A 14,806-nucleotide genomic window follows, 5' to 3' on the forward strand; every position below is an offset into this window, starting at 1 on the left:
ATATTGCCAGGCAAATGGGCAGGCTTTAATTCATAAATGCATTATTAATTCAAAAATACAGGGTTATTATTTTTGCGGGCCAGTGTTATATCCGGATCTTGACGAGTCTTTTTATATCCGGGATAGACGCCCGACCTAGCATAATAGGCGCGGTGAAGTTGGAAATGGCGTGAAATAGAACTAATTGCAATTATTTTACCTTATGTAGCCGATAAAATCGGATGCGGATTAATATTGGCACCAACTTTGCTCAATATCGTTGGTAAATAAAACATATATAAGCGGATCGATATTCTATGAAAAACGATTATGTGAAAAAAAGATTACCGGCTTTTGTTGCGCTCATTCTGGGCTGCTCCGAGGTTTTTTTTGCCAATGCGGCCGTTACCGCCGGCGATTATACGGCGTCGGCCAGAGGCCTGGAAAGCGATGTCAAGGTCACGGTTTCCATTGATCAAGCGGGAACGATTAAAAATGTCGTCGCCGATGCGTCCGGAGAAACGCCTGAATTGGGGGGCGTAGCCGGACCCCAGGTCGCCAAGGCCATCGTTGATCATCAAAGCCTGGACGTAGACGGCATGACCGGCGCCACCGAAACCAGCGATGCCGTAAAGCAAGCCGCCAAGGCCGCCTTGCTAAAGGCCGGCGCGGATATCGGCAAATATACCAGCGTATCGGCTAGAACCGCCGCTCCGGTGGCCGATGAAGAGAAAACGGTGGATGTCGTGGTGATGGGGGGCGGGACTTCCGGCACCGCCGCCGCGCTGGCCGCGGAGGAAAAAGGCGCCAAGGTGTTGGTGGTGGAAAAATCAGCGGTAGTGGGCGGCAGCGGCAATATGGCCAGCGGCTTTTTTGCCGTGGAATCTTCGCTGCAAAAATCCGAAGGCATGAAGTATACCGCCTCGGAGCTGACGCACAGGCTATTGGAATACAACCACTATCTATCCGATGGCCCCCTCACCGAAGCCATTGTGAATAAATCCGGTTCAACGGCCGATTGGATGGCAAAGCACGGCGTCAAGTTTGATATCAAGTCGGCGGCTAAAGATACCAATCAGGAACAGCAGGCCCATCGGGATGATCCCATTAAGTCGGATATATATCATCACTATCTCGATACCAACGCCGCATATAAAAGTCTGTACGACAGTTTCCTGAAGGCCGGCGGGGAATTGCTGAAGAATACCGCCGCGACGTCGCTGATTCAGGAAAAGGACGGCCAGGTTACCGGCCTCATTGCCAAGAAAGCGGACGGCGGCAAGTTAATCGTTCATGCCAAAGCGGTTATTATTGCCAGCGGCGGATTCGGCGGTAATGAAAAAATGGTGCGGGAAGTCATGAATACGCCGAATATTCACGTATTGGCCTGGCCGAATCAGGGTGAAGGCACCAGGATGGCCTGGGCGGCGGGCGGAGCGCAATGGAACCTGCATTCCGCATTAATTCATGCCTGCAAATTGGTGGGCATTACCTCATCCGCTACGGCGGATAAAGGAAATGCCGAAAACGACAGTCCGCTTATCTGGCTCTTGAAATCACCGCTATTATGGGTGGACGCCAATGGTCAGCGCTTTGGCGATGAAGGCCTGGTCTACGATACGGCCTATTGGGCCAACGTGTCGTATTCGGTGGGCGGTAAATATTACATAGTCCTCGATAGCCAGACGCTGAATGCCTATACCAAGAAATCATTCCCCTTCGCTTTATCCGGCGCGGGACCGGCCAATCCACCCAAAGGCGGGGATTTTGTGGCGCTGGCGGATGCCGCGGTTGACGGCGGTAAAAGTAAAAATATCTTCAAAGGCCAGACTATCGAAGAATTGGCGAAAAATATGGGTGTGGAAGCCGGGCAATTGGAAAAAACCGTTTCACATTATAATGATTTGATCAAAGCCAAAGCAGACCCGGATTTTGGCAAAAAGCCCGAATATCTGGTTTATCCGGTGAAATCCGGTCCCTTTTATGCGTTCGAAACCCAGGTGGTCAGTTTAAGCAGTATCGGCGGGGTGAGGGTGAACGCCAAATTACAGGTCACCGATATCAACGCCAAACCCATTCCGGGATTATATGCGGTGGGGAATGTTGCCGCAGGTTTTTACAGTGGTCCGGGCTATCCCCCCTATGAAGGCTTAGCCAACGGCTTTGCCCTGAACTCAGGTCGTATTGCCGGAGAAAACGCGGCTAAAGCCGTCGCTATGGCGCATTGATAATTAGCCGGGGTGCTCTTGGACGCGCTTAGCGCAATAGGGAAAAAAACGGGGAATGGCTGATTTCCCCGGCCCCGGCCAGTTATTAAATATAACGTTGTTTTATTGAAAAATTTATTATTGAAATTGGCTGCAATATCGTTTGCCGCAGGAGTGCGGTGAAAAGATGTCGTATTGCTCCCGCGTTATTTCTATTAAAGGGGTTGGTATGGGCGTTTCGCGTCGCGGGTTTATTATGGGAATAGGCGGGGCCGCATTGGCGGCCAATCCTATTAACCGTATTCTGGCGGAGGTCATTAATCCGCAAACTCTCGTCATTGGTAATATCCGCTACGGCATGGTGCATGATGAAACAAAATGCATCGGCTGTCGTGCCTGTATTCTGGCTTGCCACAGAGTGAACAAGGTTCCGGCGGAGGTCACGCGGCTGGATATCCTGGATAACGGAACATACCGGGAGCTGAACAAGAACTCGCGGCAGTTTGTGCGTAAATCCTGCCAGCATTGCGATAACCCGCCGTGCGTGGCGGTCTGTCCCACCGGCGCGTCCTACAAGGATCCCAAAACGGGCATTGTGGATGTCCACCACGATCGCTGTGTCGGGTGCCGGTACTGCCTGGCCGCCTGCCCCTATCATGTGCGTTTTATCCATCCGCTATCGAAAACGGCTGATAAATGCAATTTCTGCCGGGATACCAATCTGGCCGCTGGCAAACCGCCCGCCTGCGTGGCGATTTGCCCGGTGAAAGCGTTGACCTTCGGTAATCTGGACGATCCCGACAGTGATATCGCCAAACTTATCGCCAGCAAAACCGTATACCGAAACAAGCTGTATTTAGGCACTTCCCCCAAGCTTTATCATATTGCCGGTAAATTCGGAGAGATACGAGGATGAACACTGCCTTTCATTTCGATACCCTGGTCTGGGATTGGCCGATAGCGGTTTACCTGTTATTGATAGGTATTTCATCCGGCATGGTGATAATAGCCGTTTTGCTTAAAAGATATATCCTCGTGGCGAATGCCGCCGACGATGGCGTTATCAAAGCGACGACCATTATCGCGCCGTTGACGGTCATTTTGGGGCTGGTGATCCTTATTTTCCATTTGGCGCGCTCATGGACCTTTTGGTATTTGATGGTGTTTTATAATCCCCATTCGATTATGTCTCTGGGGGTGATGCTGTTTCAGATTTATATGGCGGTGTTGATATTGTGGATAATCGCCATTTATCAGGCAAAGATCAGCGATATCATCAATCTAGCCTGGGTAAGCCGGCTGGTGCGCCTCATCGCCAAAGGGGAACGCGGGCTGGATATCATTATGATCTTTTTGGCCGTCCTGTTAGGCGTCTATACCGGCTTTCTCCTGTTGGCCTTAAAATCCTACCCGTTACTGAACAATCCGGTATTGCCTTTGCTTTTTCTGGCCTCCGGCCTGACGTCGGCCGTTGCCATGGCGATTTTATGCGGCCTGATGTTTTATAAACAATCGGTCCATTCACCGTCACTGGCCTTTATTCATAAACTGGAACTGCCGCTTATCATTATGGAGTTCGGTCTGCTGGCGGTTTTTTTTATTGGCCTGATCTTTGGCGGCGGGCAGAAGGAAGTGGCGGCCGCCACCGCGTTAAGGGGATTTTGGGGCGCCGTTTTTTGGCTGGGTGTTATGGGGCTGGGGATCTTATTACCCATCGCCCTAAAATTGTTGTGCAGCGAACGTATCAAATTCAATAAGGCCTACCTGGTGACGATGTCCGCTATCGGACTTTGCAGCGTGTTCATACTCCGCATGTTTATATTGTATGCGGGACAGATGGTAATGGCATAGATGAATAACTCAACCTGGCTTCTGAGCATTGCATCATTAACTTTTTTCATGCAATCACTGGATACCACCATGCTATATCTGGCTATCCCTTCCATAGCGGAGGCATTACACCAGTCCTCTCTGGGCATGGGGATAGTGGTTGTTTCTTATATGCTGACGGTGATGATATTGACGCCGGTGTGCGGATGGCTGGCGGATACCTATGGCTATCGGCGAATCTATCTATTATCGTTGGGCCTGTTTACTTTGGGGTCTTTTTTGTGCGCCTCGGCTAATACGTTAACCGGTCTTATTCTGGCGCGCTTTTTACAGGGCATCGGGGGGGCGTTAATGCTGCCGGTGATGCGGGTTGTCATTTTGAAAACAACCTTGCCGGCGGAAAAGCTATCTGCCTTGAATAAAATCACTTTATTGGGACTGGGGGGCACGCTGCTGGGACCGCCGTTAAGCGGGTTCCTGATCACCGCCTTCTCCTGGCGAATGATTTTCCTGATCAATATACCCTTGTGCCTGATTTGTTTTGTCCTGGCAAAAAAATATATGCCGGAACAAATAAGGTCACAAGGGCGGGGATGCTTCGATACGATAGGATTTATGCTGGTGGTGCCGGCATTATTATTTATCTTGCTGGGTTTATTGGGTATCGGTAAACAATATTTTACCAGCATATGGGTAATAACATTTTTTTTGCTGGCAGTGGTGTTGTTATACAGTTATAAAAATCACCAGGACAAAACACTTGAGCCTTTATTTACGCTTTCGTTGTTTAGGCACAGAACCTTTGCCGTGGGCATCGCCAGTAATATTTGCGTACGGATTTTTTTAGCGTCGATACCCTTGGTGCTGTCGCTGATGCTGCAACTGGAATTTAAATATTCACCGGCGGGGGTCAGTATCATTATGCTGTCACTGGCGGCAGGATCGCTGAGCGCCAGGTTCCTGTTGCGACCGGCATTGGCGTGGTGCGGCTATCGGTGTTTATTGCTTATTGCGACGACGGCCAGCGCGACATTGATTTACGCCTTGACCCTTTCGCCTTTGAACGGTTCGCTGGATAGTATTGTTGTATTGATATTTGTGCTGGGGATTTTTACCTCTGTGCTGTATGCCACCATGAATACTTTGACGTTCAGTGAGTTGACGGATGAAACCTATAACGACGGCAATAGCCTGCTTATATTGAGTCAATTACTTTCAATCATAATAAGCGTTACGTTAACATTCGCGTTGCTTCGTTATGTTAATTACGCAGATAATGCAAGGGGGTTAGAAAATTACCATGTGTCATTTTTATTAATGAGCCTGGGGCTGTTTTTATGTTGCTTCATTTTTTTACGATTGGATAAAAATGATGGCGATATTTTTATTCAAAGGACGCAGAAATAAAAAATGCGGCAATACAATAAATAATCCAGCCTGCCGGTAACACCGGCTGGGCATGATGACCTAATGATTTTAGCAAGACGTACCTTATAAATGATAACCAGAGTCGGATAAAAACGCGCTGATAACTCGGCCGTTTCCGTCCTATTACCTCAATGGGATAGAACAATGAAAATCACACATCATAATATATTTACCAGAATGCTATGTTCCGGCGCGATCCTGTGCGGCATGGTGCTGACGAGCAGCACAGCGCTTGCCGCCGGCGACGCGGAATCTTCTGACCGCCCGTTGTCCGACGCGGGGGCATGGCTGTCTGAGCACGGCGTCACCCCGCATATCATGGCGTCCCAGCTTTGGTTGGGCAATCCCAGCGCGGGGACCTCAACCAATGAGCAGCAATCATATACGATGTTTTTCGCCGGCGCGGATTTCGATCTGGACCGCATGGGGCTGATTCCCGGCGGCACCGTCCACTTCATGCAGCTGTGGGTGCCCTTTAGCAGTAATACCTTATATGGCAATAACGCCGGCGGCATGCTGGCCGGCGATCCGCCGCCCTATATCCCCAAGGTGGCGCACCTGCTGCGTTTTGGCTATGAACAGAAACTGTTCAACGACCGGCTGTCCATTGAGGTCGGCAAGAGCAACCCCGGCCAGTTTGTCGGCTTCACCAACTGTAATGTACAGTCGTCCTGCGTCAATACCGTACTTAATAAAACGGCGGGTTTTGCACCCGCGCCTTATGCCGGCTGGGGTGCACATGCCAGCTACCACTTTACGCCGGAGCTGGAGTCTAACATTGGCGTCTGGCGCACTTATCAGGCGTTTCCGTTCACCAACGGCTGGGAACGATGGGACGACGACTACGATTCCGGTAGTACCCTGTGGGTCGCCAACGTAGCGCGGCGCGTTAGCTGGCAGCAGGAACCCTATCCCTTCAACTGGGAGGCGCTGGCGTTTCACAACAATCTGCAATACAACGACGCCTACTCCACGGTGAACGGCACCTCAAAGGTATACGACAGCAGCGCCGCGGTGCTCACCCACAAAAACGTCTCCGGCTTCTATCTCACGGCAAAAAAAGCCTTATGGCGGCGTGACGGCGGAGCCGATCTCCGCAATCCCGCGCCCAGCGCCGTGAGCCTGCACGGCAGTTGGTCGCAAACCTTGCAATCGGATGCCTACACGGGGATAGCCACGCTGGCCGACGCCGGGCTTATCTGGTCGGGACCCTGGCAGAGCCGCCCCTTTGACAGCTATGGTTTGACGTTCCGCTGGGGCAGGCTGACGGACGGAGAACACCGCTACTTGCAGGATATGTTCGATTCCCAGGGCGGAACGGGCTGGTCGGTGCCGCGCAACGAGCAGCAGTTGAGCATTGATGCGTCCTTTATGGTGACGCCGGAGGTCAATTTGACGATGACCGGCTCTCGTGTCTGGAACAACACCAACTTCCAGTATCCCTATACCAACGTCAAATCGGAGAATGGCTACACATTCTGGCTTCAGGTCAACGTGATGCTGGATAAACTGCTGGGTTTGTGACCGGGGCGGACAGCGATATTGCCGGCGCGGCCTGGCGCCGGCAATGCATGTTTACCGCTATCATCCCTGATAGCAGACCGGCTCCGTATCATGGCTGGATCGTCTGCGCCCGATGCCCAGGGATTGCAGTTTCCTGACGATTGTGGGTTGGGAAACCCCCAGGGCGGCGGCAATAAGATAGGTGGTTTTATATTTTTCCACTGCCAACATCAGCACGGTCCTTTCGACGGACGACATAATGTCCGCCAGGGATTTGTTATCCTGCATTTGTTTTGCACAAAAATCGAATAGCTCATCGTCGATACTATCGGTGCACGATAGGTGATTGTTTTTATTTAACAGCGGCGAGATCATCTCTTCCGTGATAAAGTTTTCCTCGGAACAAATGTACAAATATTCAATGATATTTTCCAATTCTCGGATATTTCCAGGCCAAGGGTAATCAACTAATGTTTTCAATGTTTGTGGTGTGAATCTGATGATTCTGTTATAAACGGCATCAAATTTATGCAGAAAGTATTCAATCAATATCGGAATGTCAGACGCTCTTTCCCGTAAGGGAGGAAGGTGGATGGGAATAAGGCTAAGTCGGTAAAATAGATCCGCACGAAATTGCTTTTCAGCAATTTTTTTATCCAGATCTGAATTAGTCGCGGCAATGATCCGTATGTTTAAGCCGATAGGCTTCGTGCCGCCCAAACGAACGATCTCTTTTTGCTGCAAGACGCGCAATAGTTTTGCCTGGGCCTCAAAAGGCAAATCGCCAATCTCATCAAGGAATATTGTTCCTCCGTTCGCCTGCTCGAAAAAGCCGGCTCTGCTTGACGTGGCGCCGGTGAACGCCCCTTTTTCATAACCAAACAGTTCTCCTTCTATAAGGGCGGTCGGTATCGCCGAACAATTGAGTTTGATAAAGGGTCTGCCCGCTCGTGAGCTCAATCTTTGGATATTCTCGGCAACCACTTCTTTACCTGTGCCGGATTCCCCACTAATTAAAATAGTCGCGTCTGTTCTTGCGACTCTTAACATGATCCGCTTCAGCTCTTCCATGGGCTTGCTGATACCGATTAAATTGTCAACGGGCGGGGGGGCAGGTAAACGCTTTTTTCCCAGCAAATCATGATAAGAATCGAAGGAATAAATTGGATAATTAAATTTGGCGTGTAATTTTTGAAAAAAGGATTCTGCATAGAGAATGGAAACCACGTGCTCAATCTCGTTTTCTTCATCGAGCACCGGCATGCCGGACACAAAAGCCATTTTTTCGGGCAAAAGATGATGGACGAAAAAAGCCATTGCCTCTTTTTTTTGTTTCAACACTTCTGTGGTAATCGCATGTTTGAAATATTTTCCTTCTTTAATGATATCGTCGATAGTTCGGCCTAGGATCGCCTCAGCGTCTATGATGGGATTTTCACGTAGGTAAGCCTGGTTGATATATTCCGTGACGCCGCTTGAGTCAGTGATGTAGATGGGGCACTCCAGGGTGTCGACGATTTTTTTGAAATCAATGGCGGTCTCGTTAGCCGATTGAATAAAATTTCCGCTGGACATGGTGACCCTCATGAAAAACTTGATTGAGAAAAAATCCTGTCTTAAGTCAAAGGACCTGGAGCCGGCATGGATGTCCTGGAGCTTTGACGCTGATACAGTATTGTATTAATAAAATACAATAATTAATGTTAGGTGAGGTTATAAATAAAATAGATTGCGGGTTATGTGAAATAAATCACATATCTCCGCCAGCCAGACCGGCCGTCAATATTTTTGATATTAAGTAATATGATTGTAATAAGAATAATAAAATGATGTTGAATATGGAGCGCTTTGTGTTATTAAGCAGTTCGTTCCCGCAAGAAAAAGAGATGATCTGAAACGAATAAACGATGCTTCATGTCATTAAATTTGCGGGATCACCGGATAGCGGGGTTTAGCCGTTACCTCACCACCAGTCCGATGACCAGCGCAATGCCGATGCCCACCAGAGGCGAGGCGCGGCACGATAACACTATCGCGCCCATGATAACCATCGCCACGCCCAGCAGATCCGTGGCGGCATGTGCGGCAAGGGCCGCGCTGGAGGGAATGAGCAGCGCGATGACCGACAGGCTCAGGGAGTGCATAACCGCGCGAAAGCGTGGCAGATGTAACAGTCGGCTGCGGAGGTTTTCAAGTATGATAACCAGAAAGGGGGGAATAACCAGCGCCAGCGTGGCCGCGCCGGCACCTTTGATACCGCCGATGAAGTAACCCGCCACCACCAGGTAGAGACCGTTGGGACCGGGTGAAATATTGCCGATGGCGAGGGCATGCAGCAGCAGGTTGTCGGCCGGCAGCCCGGCGCTTTGGATCTGGCCGCGCAGGATGGGCAGGGAGCTAAGACCGCCGAAGCCGATAAGATTTGCCGCCAGTACTACCAGAAAAATCCGCTCCAGGCTCATGGTTCAGGTCGCTCCCCTGAAGACTCCTCCGGGGGGTGTTTTTCCAGTTTATTGAACAGGCCGGGCAACAGCAATGCAAGTACGATGGCTATTCCCATGACCATAAGCGGATTGGCCACCAGAAACGCCAGGCCGGTGTAAGCCATCACGATGACCGTGGTGAGCACAACACGGCGCCCGGCAAAAGAGTCCCGCAGCAGTTGCAGCGTCATCGCAATGGCGAAGCCGGCCGATGCGGCAACGATGGCGTGCAGGGGCGTGACGGTGGAGGGCAGGCCGTTGATGAATTGATAAAGTTTCGACAGGGCGAGGGTGATGGCGAGTGCGGGCGTCAGCAGTCCCGCCAGTCCGGCGAACATGCCGGGGACACCGGCCACCGCGCGGCCGACAAGCAGGGTTTGCGCCAGGATACTGATGCCGGGAGTCAGGCGCGACAGCACCACGATATCGAGAAACTGCTGTTCGTTCATCCAGCCGTGGCGGATGCAGGCTTGGCGCATGGCGGCGATGGTAGCGCTTCCGCCGCCAAACGCGGTCGAGCCTATTTTTGCAAAGACGACCAACACTGCCAAGGCACCGGACAAGGGGTGACGATGCTGGGTCCGTCGTCTTTGCATTGCCCCCTCTCTTATCCAGGTGACTACTGTCGGCGATGTTTAAACCTAGAATTTCCAGCTACGATCGATGGTGGCGATGTCGATTTCAACGCCGTCCGGATCCAGGAATTTGAAGAAACGCGGCGGCACTTGCTCTTTATCTTCACCGTACCATTGGATGCCGTATTCCTTTAATGCTTCCATGACGCCGACGATGTTATCGGTTTCGACACCGATGTGATTTGGGCCTAAAGTACCTTGAGCCCATGGAGCGAATTCCACGCGTTCATCCGGACACAGCAGCGAATAGTTAACTTCACCGTCGCTCATGTCGATAGCTCTGCCCGGATAATGACCTGGAGTACGTGCTGGACCCAGTCGTTTGAAGCCGAGCACTTTTTCATAAAAAGTGGCGGCTTTTTCCAGATCTTTGGTTACTACACCTATATGGCGAATACGCATCCCATCTCTCCTCTATACTGACAATGTCTTCTATAAGGAAACTATGTCCTCCGTAAGGACAAGCTGGATATTGCAACGTACTTTGCATGAAGTCAAGACTGAGATGTTCTTGTTGTGGACAAAAGATCACAAAATTGACAATATTGTCTGGCATACAGAATATAACAAAGGGGTGATATGTGCGCGACGGTCCAAATTCCAGCGGTGGCAGCGAGCCTAGCTACCCCATCTCTTCGGTAGATAATGCGCTTCGCCTGTTGCTGCTGTTCCGCGAGCAACAGAGTATGCGCCTAACCGAGGCCTGCAACTATCTTGGGGTGGCCCATTCCACCGCTCATCGTTTGCTGGCGATGCTGATTCATCGGGGGTTCGTCCGGCAGGACGATACCAGGGCGTACCGGCCGGGGCCGATGCTGGTTGAGATCGGGCTGGCGGTGGTGCAAAAAATGGATGTCAGGATGCATGCGCGTCCGTTTCTGGAAAAACTGGCGGCCAAATTTGGAGAAACTGTCCATCTGGTGACACTGGAGGGGGACAAGGTGCGTTATATCGACGCGGTGGAGAGCGATCGGACGCTGCGGGTGATAGCCCGCACAGGCCAGATCCTCTATGCCCACTGCACCTCGGCGGGCAAAGCGATGCTGGGGGAACTGACGCCGGAACAGGTTCGCACTTTGTACGCTAATAAGAAACTGCTGCCGCAAACCTCCAGCTCCATCAAGTCCATGGATGCCCTGGAAAGCGCGTTGGACGATGTGCGCAGCCTGGGTTACGCCACCAATTATGAAGAAAGCGAAGAGGGAGTGGGTTCGGTGGCCATCGCCCTGGTGAACGCGGCCAATCGGCCTGTGGCCTCCATGGCGGTAGCGGTGCCCGTGACCAGGCTGGTGCCTGAGATGCAGGCCAATATTGTCAAGGCTTTGAAGGAGGTACGGCAGCAGTTCCGCGATCTGCCGGTTTGATTTATTTTATATGAATCAGCATAAGGCGGGATTATCGCCCTGTGCCCGGGACGGCATGACTGGATGACATATCGGTGATGCCGTTTTTTTTTGTAACATTTTTGACACCTTCCGGCCCGATTTTGGTCCTTCCGGCAACGGAAAAGATTCCTCCATCACATTGTGGAAAGTTAACCTGCAACTATTCTTGACGCCCGCTTCAATTTCTCTTATATCTCGGCAATGATGTCTATAGAAAAGAAATAATGTCTGGTATACGGAGGTATGGAATGCGTCGTGCTGATGTTGCGTTCGGAAGCGTGGTTGCAATAGTGGCGGCTGCCGTATTGATAATGGCCTGGCAAATGCCTTTTTATTTGAACAATGTCCCTGGTCCAGGTTTTCTGCCCAGAATCATCGCCTTTGTCTTGTTGATACTGGGAGTGATTCTTGTGGCGCAAAGCCTGCGTCCCTCAATACCGGAAGTCCGTGCGATAGGGGTGGTAAATCCTATCGAAACCAAAACCCACGGCAAACCGGATCCTAAAGAAATCGCGCCGCATTTTTTCCCCAAAAAGACGGTGGCTGTATTTATCGGATATGTGGTCGCAGTTCCGCTCTTCGCTTCAATCGGGTTCGTCCTGACGGGGGTATTGCTGATGGCGTATCTGCTGCTCTATGTGGAAAAACGGCGCAGCGTCGCATCGTATATCGCTCTGGTCGCCGTACCCATAGCAATTTACCTCCTATTCGTCCAGGTCCTCAGCATTGAGCTGCCAACCGGCCTGCTCAATACCGGAATTCTTGGCATCTGACGCGATAATAAGAGAGAACTATCATGTCCCTACTCTATAACATGCTCGACGGTTTCGTGGCGGCCTTGTCCTTCACGAATCTGATGTGGATAGTGATCGGCGCATTATTGGGTACCCTGATCGGCATCCTGCCGGGTTTGGGCAATCCGGCGGCGACGCTGGCCATTCTGCTGCCCCTGACGTTGCGGCTGCCGCCCACCACCGGCCTTATCATGATGGCCGGTATATATCACGGTTCGAAATTTGCCGGCGCCACAACGGCGATTTTATTGAATATCCCCACCGAGACGTCGTCGGTGGTGCTTTGCTATGACGGGCACGAGCTTGCCAAGCAGGGACGGGCCGGCGCGGCGATGGGGATGTCCGCCATTTCCGGATTCATTGCCAGCACCATCGGCGTGATCGGCCTGACCTTTGCCGCGCCGGTAGCCGCCCGGCTGGCGGTACAGTTCGGTCCGCCGGAATTCGCCATGTTGATGATTTTCGGCCTGCTGCTGGTTATCTCCTTGGCGGGCAAATCCCCGGTAAAGGGGCTTATTTCCATGTTCTGCGGACTGCTGGTGTCCACGGTGGGGGCGGATATATTCTCCGGCGCCCAGCGGTTCACCTTCGGCAGCGTGAATTTGTATGACGGCATCGAATTTTTGGTCGTGACCTTGGGTCTGTTCGCGGTGGGCGAGGTATTAATCAATACCGGCAAAACCATGGAAAAGGCCAATCCGATGGCGGCGCCCAAACACCTGCGGGAATATTTACCCACCTGGGCCGACATTAAACAGTCGCGCCTGGCCATGGCCATCGGCACCCTGGTGGGGTTTTTCATCGGCTCGCTGCCCGGCGGCGGCTCCACCATCGCCTCGTTTGTGTCCTATGCCATGGTAAAAAACACCTCTAAACATCCGGAAAAATTCGGCACCGGCGTGATTGAAGGCGTGGCGGGTCCCGAAGCGGCCAACAATTCCGAATGCGGCGGCAGCATGATCCCGCTGCTAAGCCTGGGTTTGCCGGGCAGCGCCAGCACCACCGTGATGCTGGCCGCCCTGTTGTTATACGGCATTCAGCCCGGACCGCTGCTGTTCACCAATCACCCGGAAATCGTTTGGCCGGTTATCGCCAGTCTCTATCTGGGCACTATCGCACTGTTGGTCCTTAACTTGCCGATGATTCCGGTCTGGGTGCAGATACTGCGTATTCCCTACTGGTTGCTCTATCCCATCATTCTGCTGCTGGCGGTGGTGGGGGCCTATAGCGTCAGGGGTTCCATCTTTGATGTGTGGCTCCTGATGGGCTTTAGCGCTTTCGGTTACCTGTTCAGGCGATTGGGAGTACCGGCGGCGCCCATGCTGATGGCGTTTGTCTTGGGCCCCGAAGCGGAGCTCGCTTTCCGGCAATCCCTGATGCTTTCCAATAACAGATTGTCGATTTTTGTCGAACGGCCGATATCCGCCGGCATTCTCGGCGCCATCGTCCTGGTGGTGCTGTTCTCTGTATACAGTCGGATGAAACAGCGGAGCAAGGTCTTGTCCCCGCGCTAGAGCAATGGGTCGTATTAACGGGCGTCCGCAGAGCCGCCTGAATAACAGGAGAATTAAAATGATGATATTACGTCGAGTTGCCTATCTTGCCGTCGCGGGTTTACTGATGACCACCCTGGCGGCGTGTAATGATGATAATGATGCGGCTAAACCCAGCAATGTGCAGTTTGTGGTAGATACCGGCCCCGGCGGCGGCAGTGATTTGTTCGCCCGTAATATAGTGAAGATAGCCCGTCAGAACAAAATTATGGATGACAATTGGCCGGTGCTGTCGCGGCCGCAGGGCGGCGGATTAGGGGCCATGAATTTCATGGGGGAAAAGAAAGGGCAGCCCAACTTCATTGCGGCCTTTACCTCAAAATGGATTTCCAGCGGTTATACCGAACCTAACGCTACCACCACCGTCAAGGATTTGACCGTTATCGCCTTGCTGGCGGATGAGCAGCAAATCGTGGCGGTGCCGGCCAATTCACCCTATCACACCTTCAAGGAATTCCTTGATGGGGCCAAACAAAACCCCGGCCAGCTGGTACAGGTGGGGGGCGCCTACCAATCCGTGGATAACCTCGCCGCGCTGCAGATTGAGAAGAATACCGGCACCAGCTGGAAATATCTCTCCTTTGCCGACGGCGGTCCGCGTATCACCGCTTTGCTGCGGGGAGACGCGCAGATCATGATCGGCGCGCAAACCGATTTCTCCGAACAGGTGGCGGCGGGCCAGATGCGCCTGATAGGCGTATTGGGCGACGCGCGCAGCAAGCAGTATCCGGACGTGCCGACATTGGCCGAGCAGGGCATCCCCACCCAGGGCATTCCCGATCAATTGCAATTTCGCGGTATCGCGGGACCGGCAAACATGAAACCGGAAACCGTGGCCTATTACCGGGATATCTTCGCCAAACTGGTGAAGACCCCCGACTGGGATAAGTACATGCAAGAGGAAGGCGATAGGACGCTGTTTGTGACCGGCGATGATTTAAACAAGACGTTAGACCAATACAGCCAGGACATTCAACAATTGATCAAGCTGCTCAAGGGGAATAAATGA

General features: G+C 52.0%; 13 protein-coding genes. 9 read left to right on the top strand and 4 right to left on the bottom strand.

What is annotated here, in order from left to right; genetic code table 11:
* Positions 1 to 296 precede the first annotated feature (296 nt).
* The 5 genes from ACL2XJ_RS17890 (at position 297) to ACL2XJ_RS17910 (ending at position 6,968) form a co-directional block, all read left to right on the top strand.
* Positions 297 to 2,207 (top strand): FAD-dependent oxidoreductase, encoded by a 1,911-nt coding sequence (locus ACL2XJ_RS17890; protein WP_413723984.1) that lies wholly within the window; start codon positions 297 to 299, stop codon positions 2,205 to 2,207.
* Between the two features lie 208 nt (positions 2,208 to 2,415).
* Positions 2,416 to 3,102 (top strand): 4Fe-4S dicluster domain-containing protein, encoded by a 687-nt coding sequence (locus ACL2XJ_RS17895; protein WP_203521981.1) that lies wholly within the window; start codon positions 2,416 to 2,418, stop codon positions 3,100 to 3,102.
* Positions 3,099 to 4,037: a cytochrome c nitrite reductase subunit NrfD gene (gene nrfD / locus ACL2XJ_RS17900; RefSeq protein ID WP_413723985.1), complete on the top strand. Its 939-nt coding sequence runs from the start codon at positions 3,099 to 3,101 to the stop codon at positions 4,035 to 4,037. Before ACL2XJ_RS17895 ends, nrfD begins: the two co-directional genes overlap by 4 nt.
* The gene (locus ACL2XJ_RS17905; protein WP_413723986.1) at positions 4,038 to 5,423 is read left to right on the top strand and encodes an MFS transporter; all 1,386 of its coding nucleotides are present in this window, start codon (positions 4,038 to 4,040) and stop codon (positions 5,421 to 5,423) included. It abuts the gene before it with no gap.
* Between the two features lie 165 nt (positions 5,424 to 5,588).
* Entirely contained in the window at positions 5,589 to 6,968 is a 1,380-nt protein-coding gene (locus ACL2XJ_RS17910) for a carbohydrate porin (protein WP_413723987.1), read from the top strand.
* 60 nt (positions 6,969 to 7,028) lie between these two features.
* Here ACL2XJ_RS17910 and ACL2XJ_RS17915 read toward each other — a convergent pair whose 3' ends face one another.
* The 4 genes from ACL2XJ_RS17915 to ACL2XJ_RS17930 form a co-directional block, all read right to left on the bottom strand.
* A complete protein-coding gene (locus ACL2XJ_RS17915; RefSeq protein ID WP_413723988.1) occupies positions 7,029 to 8,522 on the bottom strand; it encodes a sigma-54 interaction domain-containing protein in 1,494 nt (497 codons plus the stop codon).
* Positions 8,523 to 8,905: 383 nt separating this feature from the next.
* Entirely contained in the window at positions 8,906 to 9,409 is a 504-nt protein-coding gene (locus ACL2XJ_RS17920) for a chromate transporter (RefSeq protein WP_413723989.1), read from the bottom strand.
* Positions 9,406 to 10,026 carry a chromate transporter gene (locus ACL2XJ_RS17925; protein ID WP_413723990.1) on the bottom strand — a complete coding sequence of 207 codons (621 nt, stop codon included), beginning with the start codon at positions 10,024 to 10,026 and terminating at the stop codon, positions 9,406 to 9,408. Before ACL2XJ_RS17925 ends, ACL2XJ_RS17920 begins: the two co-directional genes overlap by 4 nt.
* A gap of 45 nt (positions 10,027 to 10,071) precedes the next feature.
* Positions 10,072 to 10,467, bottom strand: a complete 396-nt coding sequence (locus ACL2XJ_RS17930) for a VOC family protein (protein ID WP_132922276.1) — start codon at positions 10,465 to 10,467, stop codon at positions 10,072 to 10,074.
* Between the two features lie 179 nt (positions 10,468 to 10,646).
* Between ACL2XJ_RS17930 and ACL2XJ_RS17935 the strand changes: the two genes are divergently transcribed.
* From ACL2XJ_RS17935 to ACL2XJ_RS17950, 4 genes are all read left to right on the top strand, one after another.
* Positions 10,647 to 11,429: an IclR family transcriptional regulator gene (locus ACL2XJ_RS17935; protein WP_203521975.1), complete on the top strand. Its 783-nt coding sequence runs from the start codon at positions 10,647 to 10,649 to the stop codon at positions 11,427 to 11,429.
* 269 nt (positions 11,430 to 11,698) lie between these two features.
* Entirely contained in the window at positions 11,699 to 12,223 is a 525-nt protein-coding gene (locus ACL2XJ_RS17940) for a tripartite tricarboxylate transporter TctB family protein (protein ID WP_413723991.1), read from the top strand.
* Positions 12,224 to 12,246: 23 nt separating this feature from the next.
* Positions 12,247 to 13,758, top strand: coding sequence for a tripartite tricarboxylate transporter permease (locus ACL2XJ_RS17945; RefSeq protein WP_413723992.1), 1,512 nt, complete (start codon positions 12,247 to 12,249; stop codon positions 13,756 to 13,758).
* 58 nt (positions 13,759 to 13,816) lie between these two features.
* The gene (locus ACL2XJ_RS17950) at positions 13,817 to 14,806 is read left to right on the top strand and encodes a Bug family tripartite tricarboxylate transporter substrate binding protein (RefSeq protein ID WP_165934135.1); all 990 of its coding nucleotides are present in this window, start codon (positions 13,817 to 13,819) and stop codon (positions 14,804 to 14,806) included.

This window comes from Sodalis sp. RH16, assembly GCF_047324245.1.
Taxonomy (GTDB): Bacteria; Pseudomonadota; Gammaproteobacteria; order Enterobacterales; family Enterobacteriaceae; genus Acerihabitans; species Acerihabitans ligni.

Excerpts from the sequence above, each read along its gene's own strand:
- ACL2XJ_RS17890 (WP_413723984.1), top strand. The coding sequence starts at position 297 with ATGAAAAACGATTATGTGAAAAAAAGATTACCGGCTTTTGTTGCGCTC.
- ACL2XJ_RS17895 (WP_203521981.1), top strand. The coding sequence starts at position 2,416 with ATGGGCGTTTCGCGTCGCGGGTTTATTATGGGAATAGGCGGGGCCGCA.
- nrfD (WP_413723985.1), top strand. The coding sequence starts at position 3,099 with ATGAACACTGCCTTTCATTTCGATACCCTGGTCTGGGATTGGCCGATA.
- ACL2XJ_RS17905 (WP_413723986.1), top strand. The coding sequence starts at position 4,038 with ATGAATAACTCAACCTGGCTTCTGAGCATTGCATCATTAACTTTTTTC.
- ACL2XJ_RS17910 (WP_413723987.1), top strand. The coding sequence starts at position 5,589 with ATGAAAATCACACATCATAATATATTTACCAGAATGCTATGTTCCGGC.
- ACL2XJ_RS17915 (WP_413723988.1), bottom strand. The coding sequence starts at position 8,522 with ATGTCCAGCGGAAATTTTATTCAATCGGCTAACGAGACCGCCATTGAT.
- ACL2XJ_RS17920 (WP_413723989.1), bottom strand. The coding sequence starts at position 9,409 with ATGAGCCTGGAGCGGATTTTTCTGGTAGTACTGGCGGCAAATCTTATC.
- ACL2XJ_RS17925 (WP_413723990.1), bottom strand. The coding sequence starts at position 10,026 with ATGCAAAGACGACGGACCCAGCATCGTCACCCCTTGTCCGGTGCCTTG.
- ACL2XJ_RS17930 (WP_132922276.1), bottom strand. The coding sequence starts at position 10,467 with ATGCGTATTCGCCATATAGGTGTAGTAACCAAAGATCTGGAAAAAGCC.
- ACL2XJ_RS17940 (WP_413723991.1), top strand. The coding sequence starts at position 11,699 with ATGCGTCGTGCTGATGTTGCGTTCGGAAGCGTGGTTGCAATAGTGGCG.
- ACL2XJ_RS17945 (WP_413723992.1), top strand. The coding sequence starts at position 12,247 with ATGTCCCTACTCTATAACATGCTCGACGGTTTCGTGGCGGCCTTGTCC.
- ACL2XJ_RS17950 (WP_165934135.1), top strand. The coding sequence starts at position 13,817 with ATGATGATATTACGTCGAGTTGCCTATCTTGCCGTCGCGGGTTTACTG.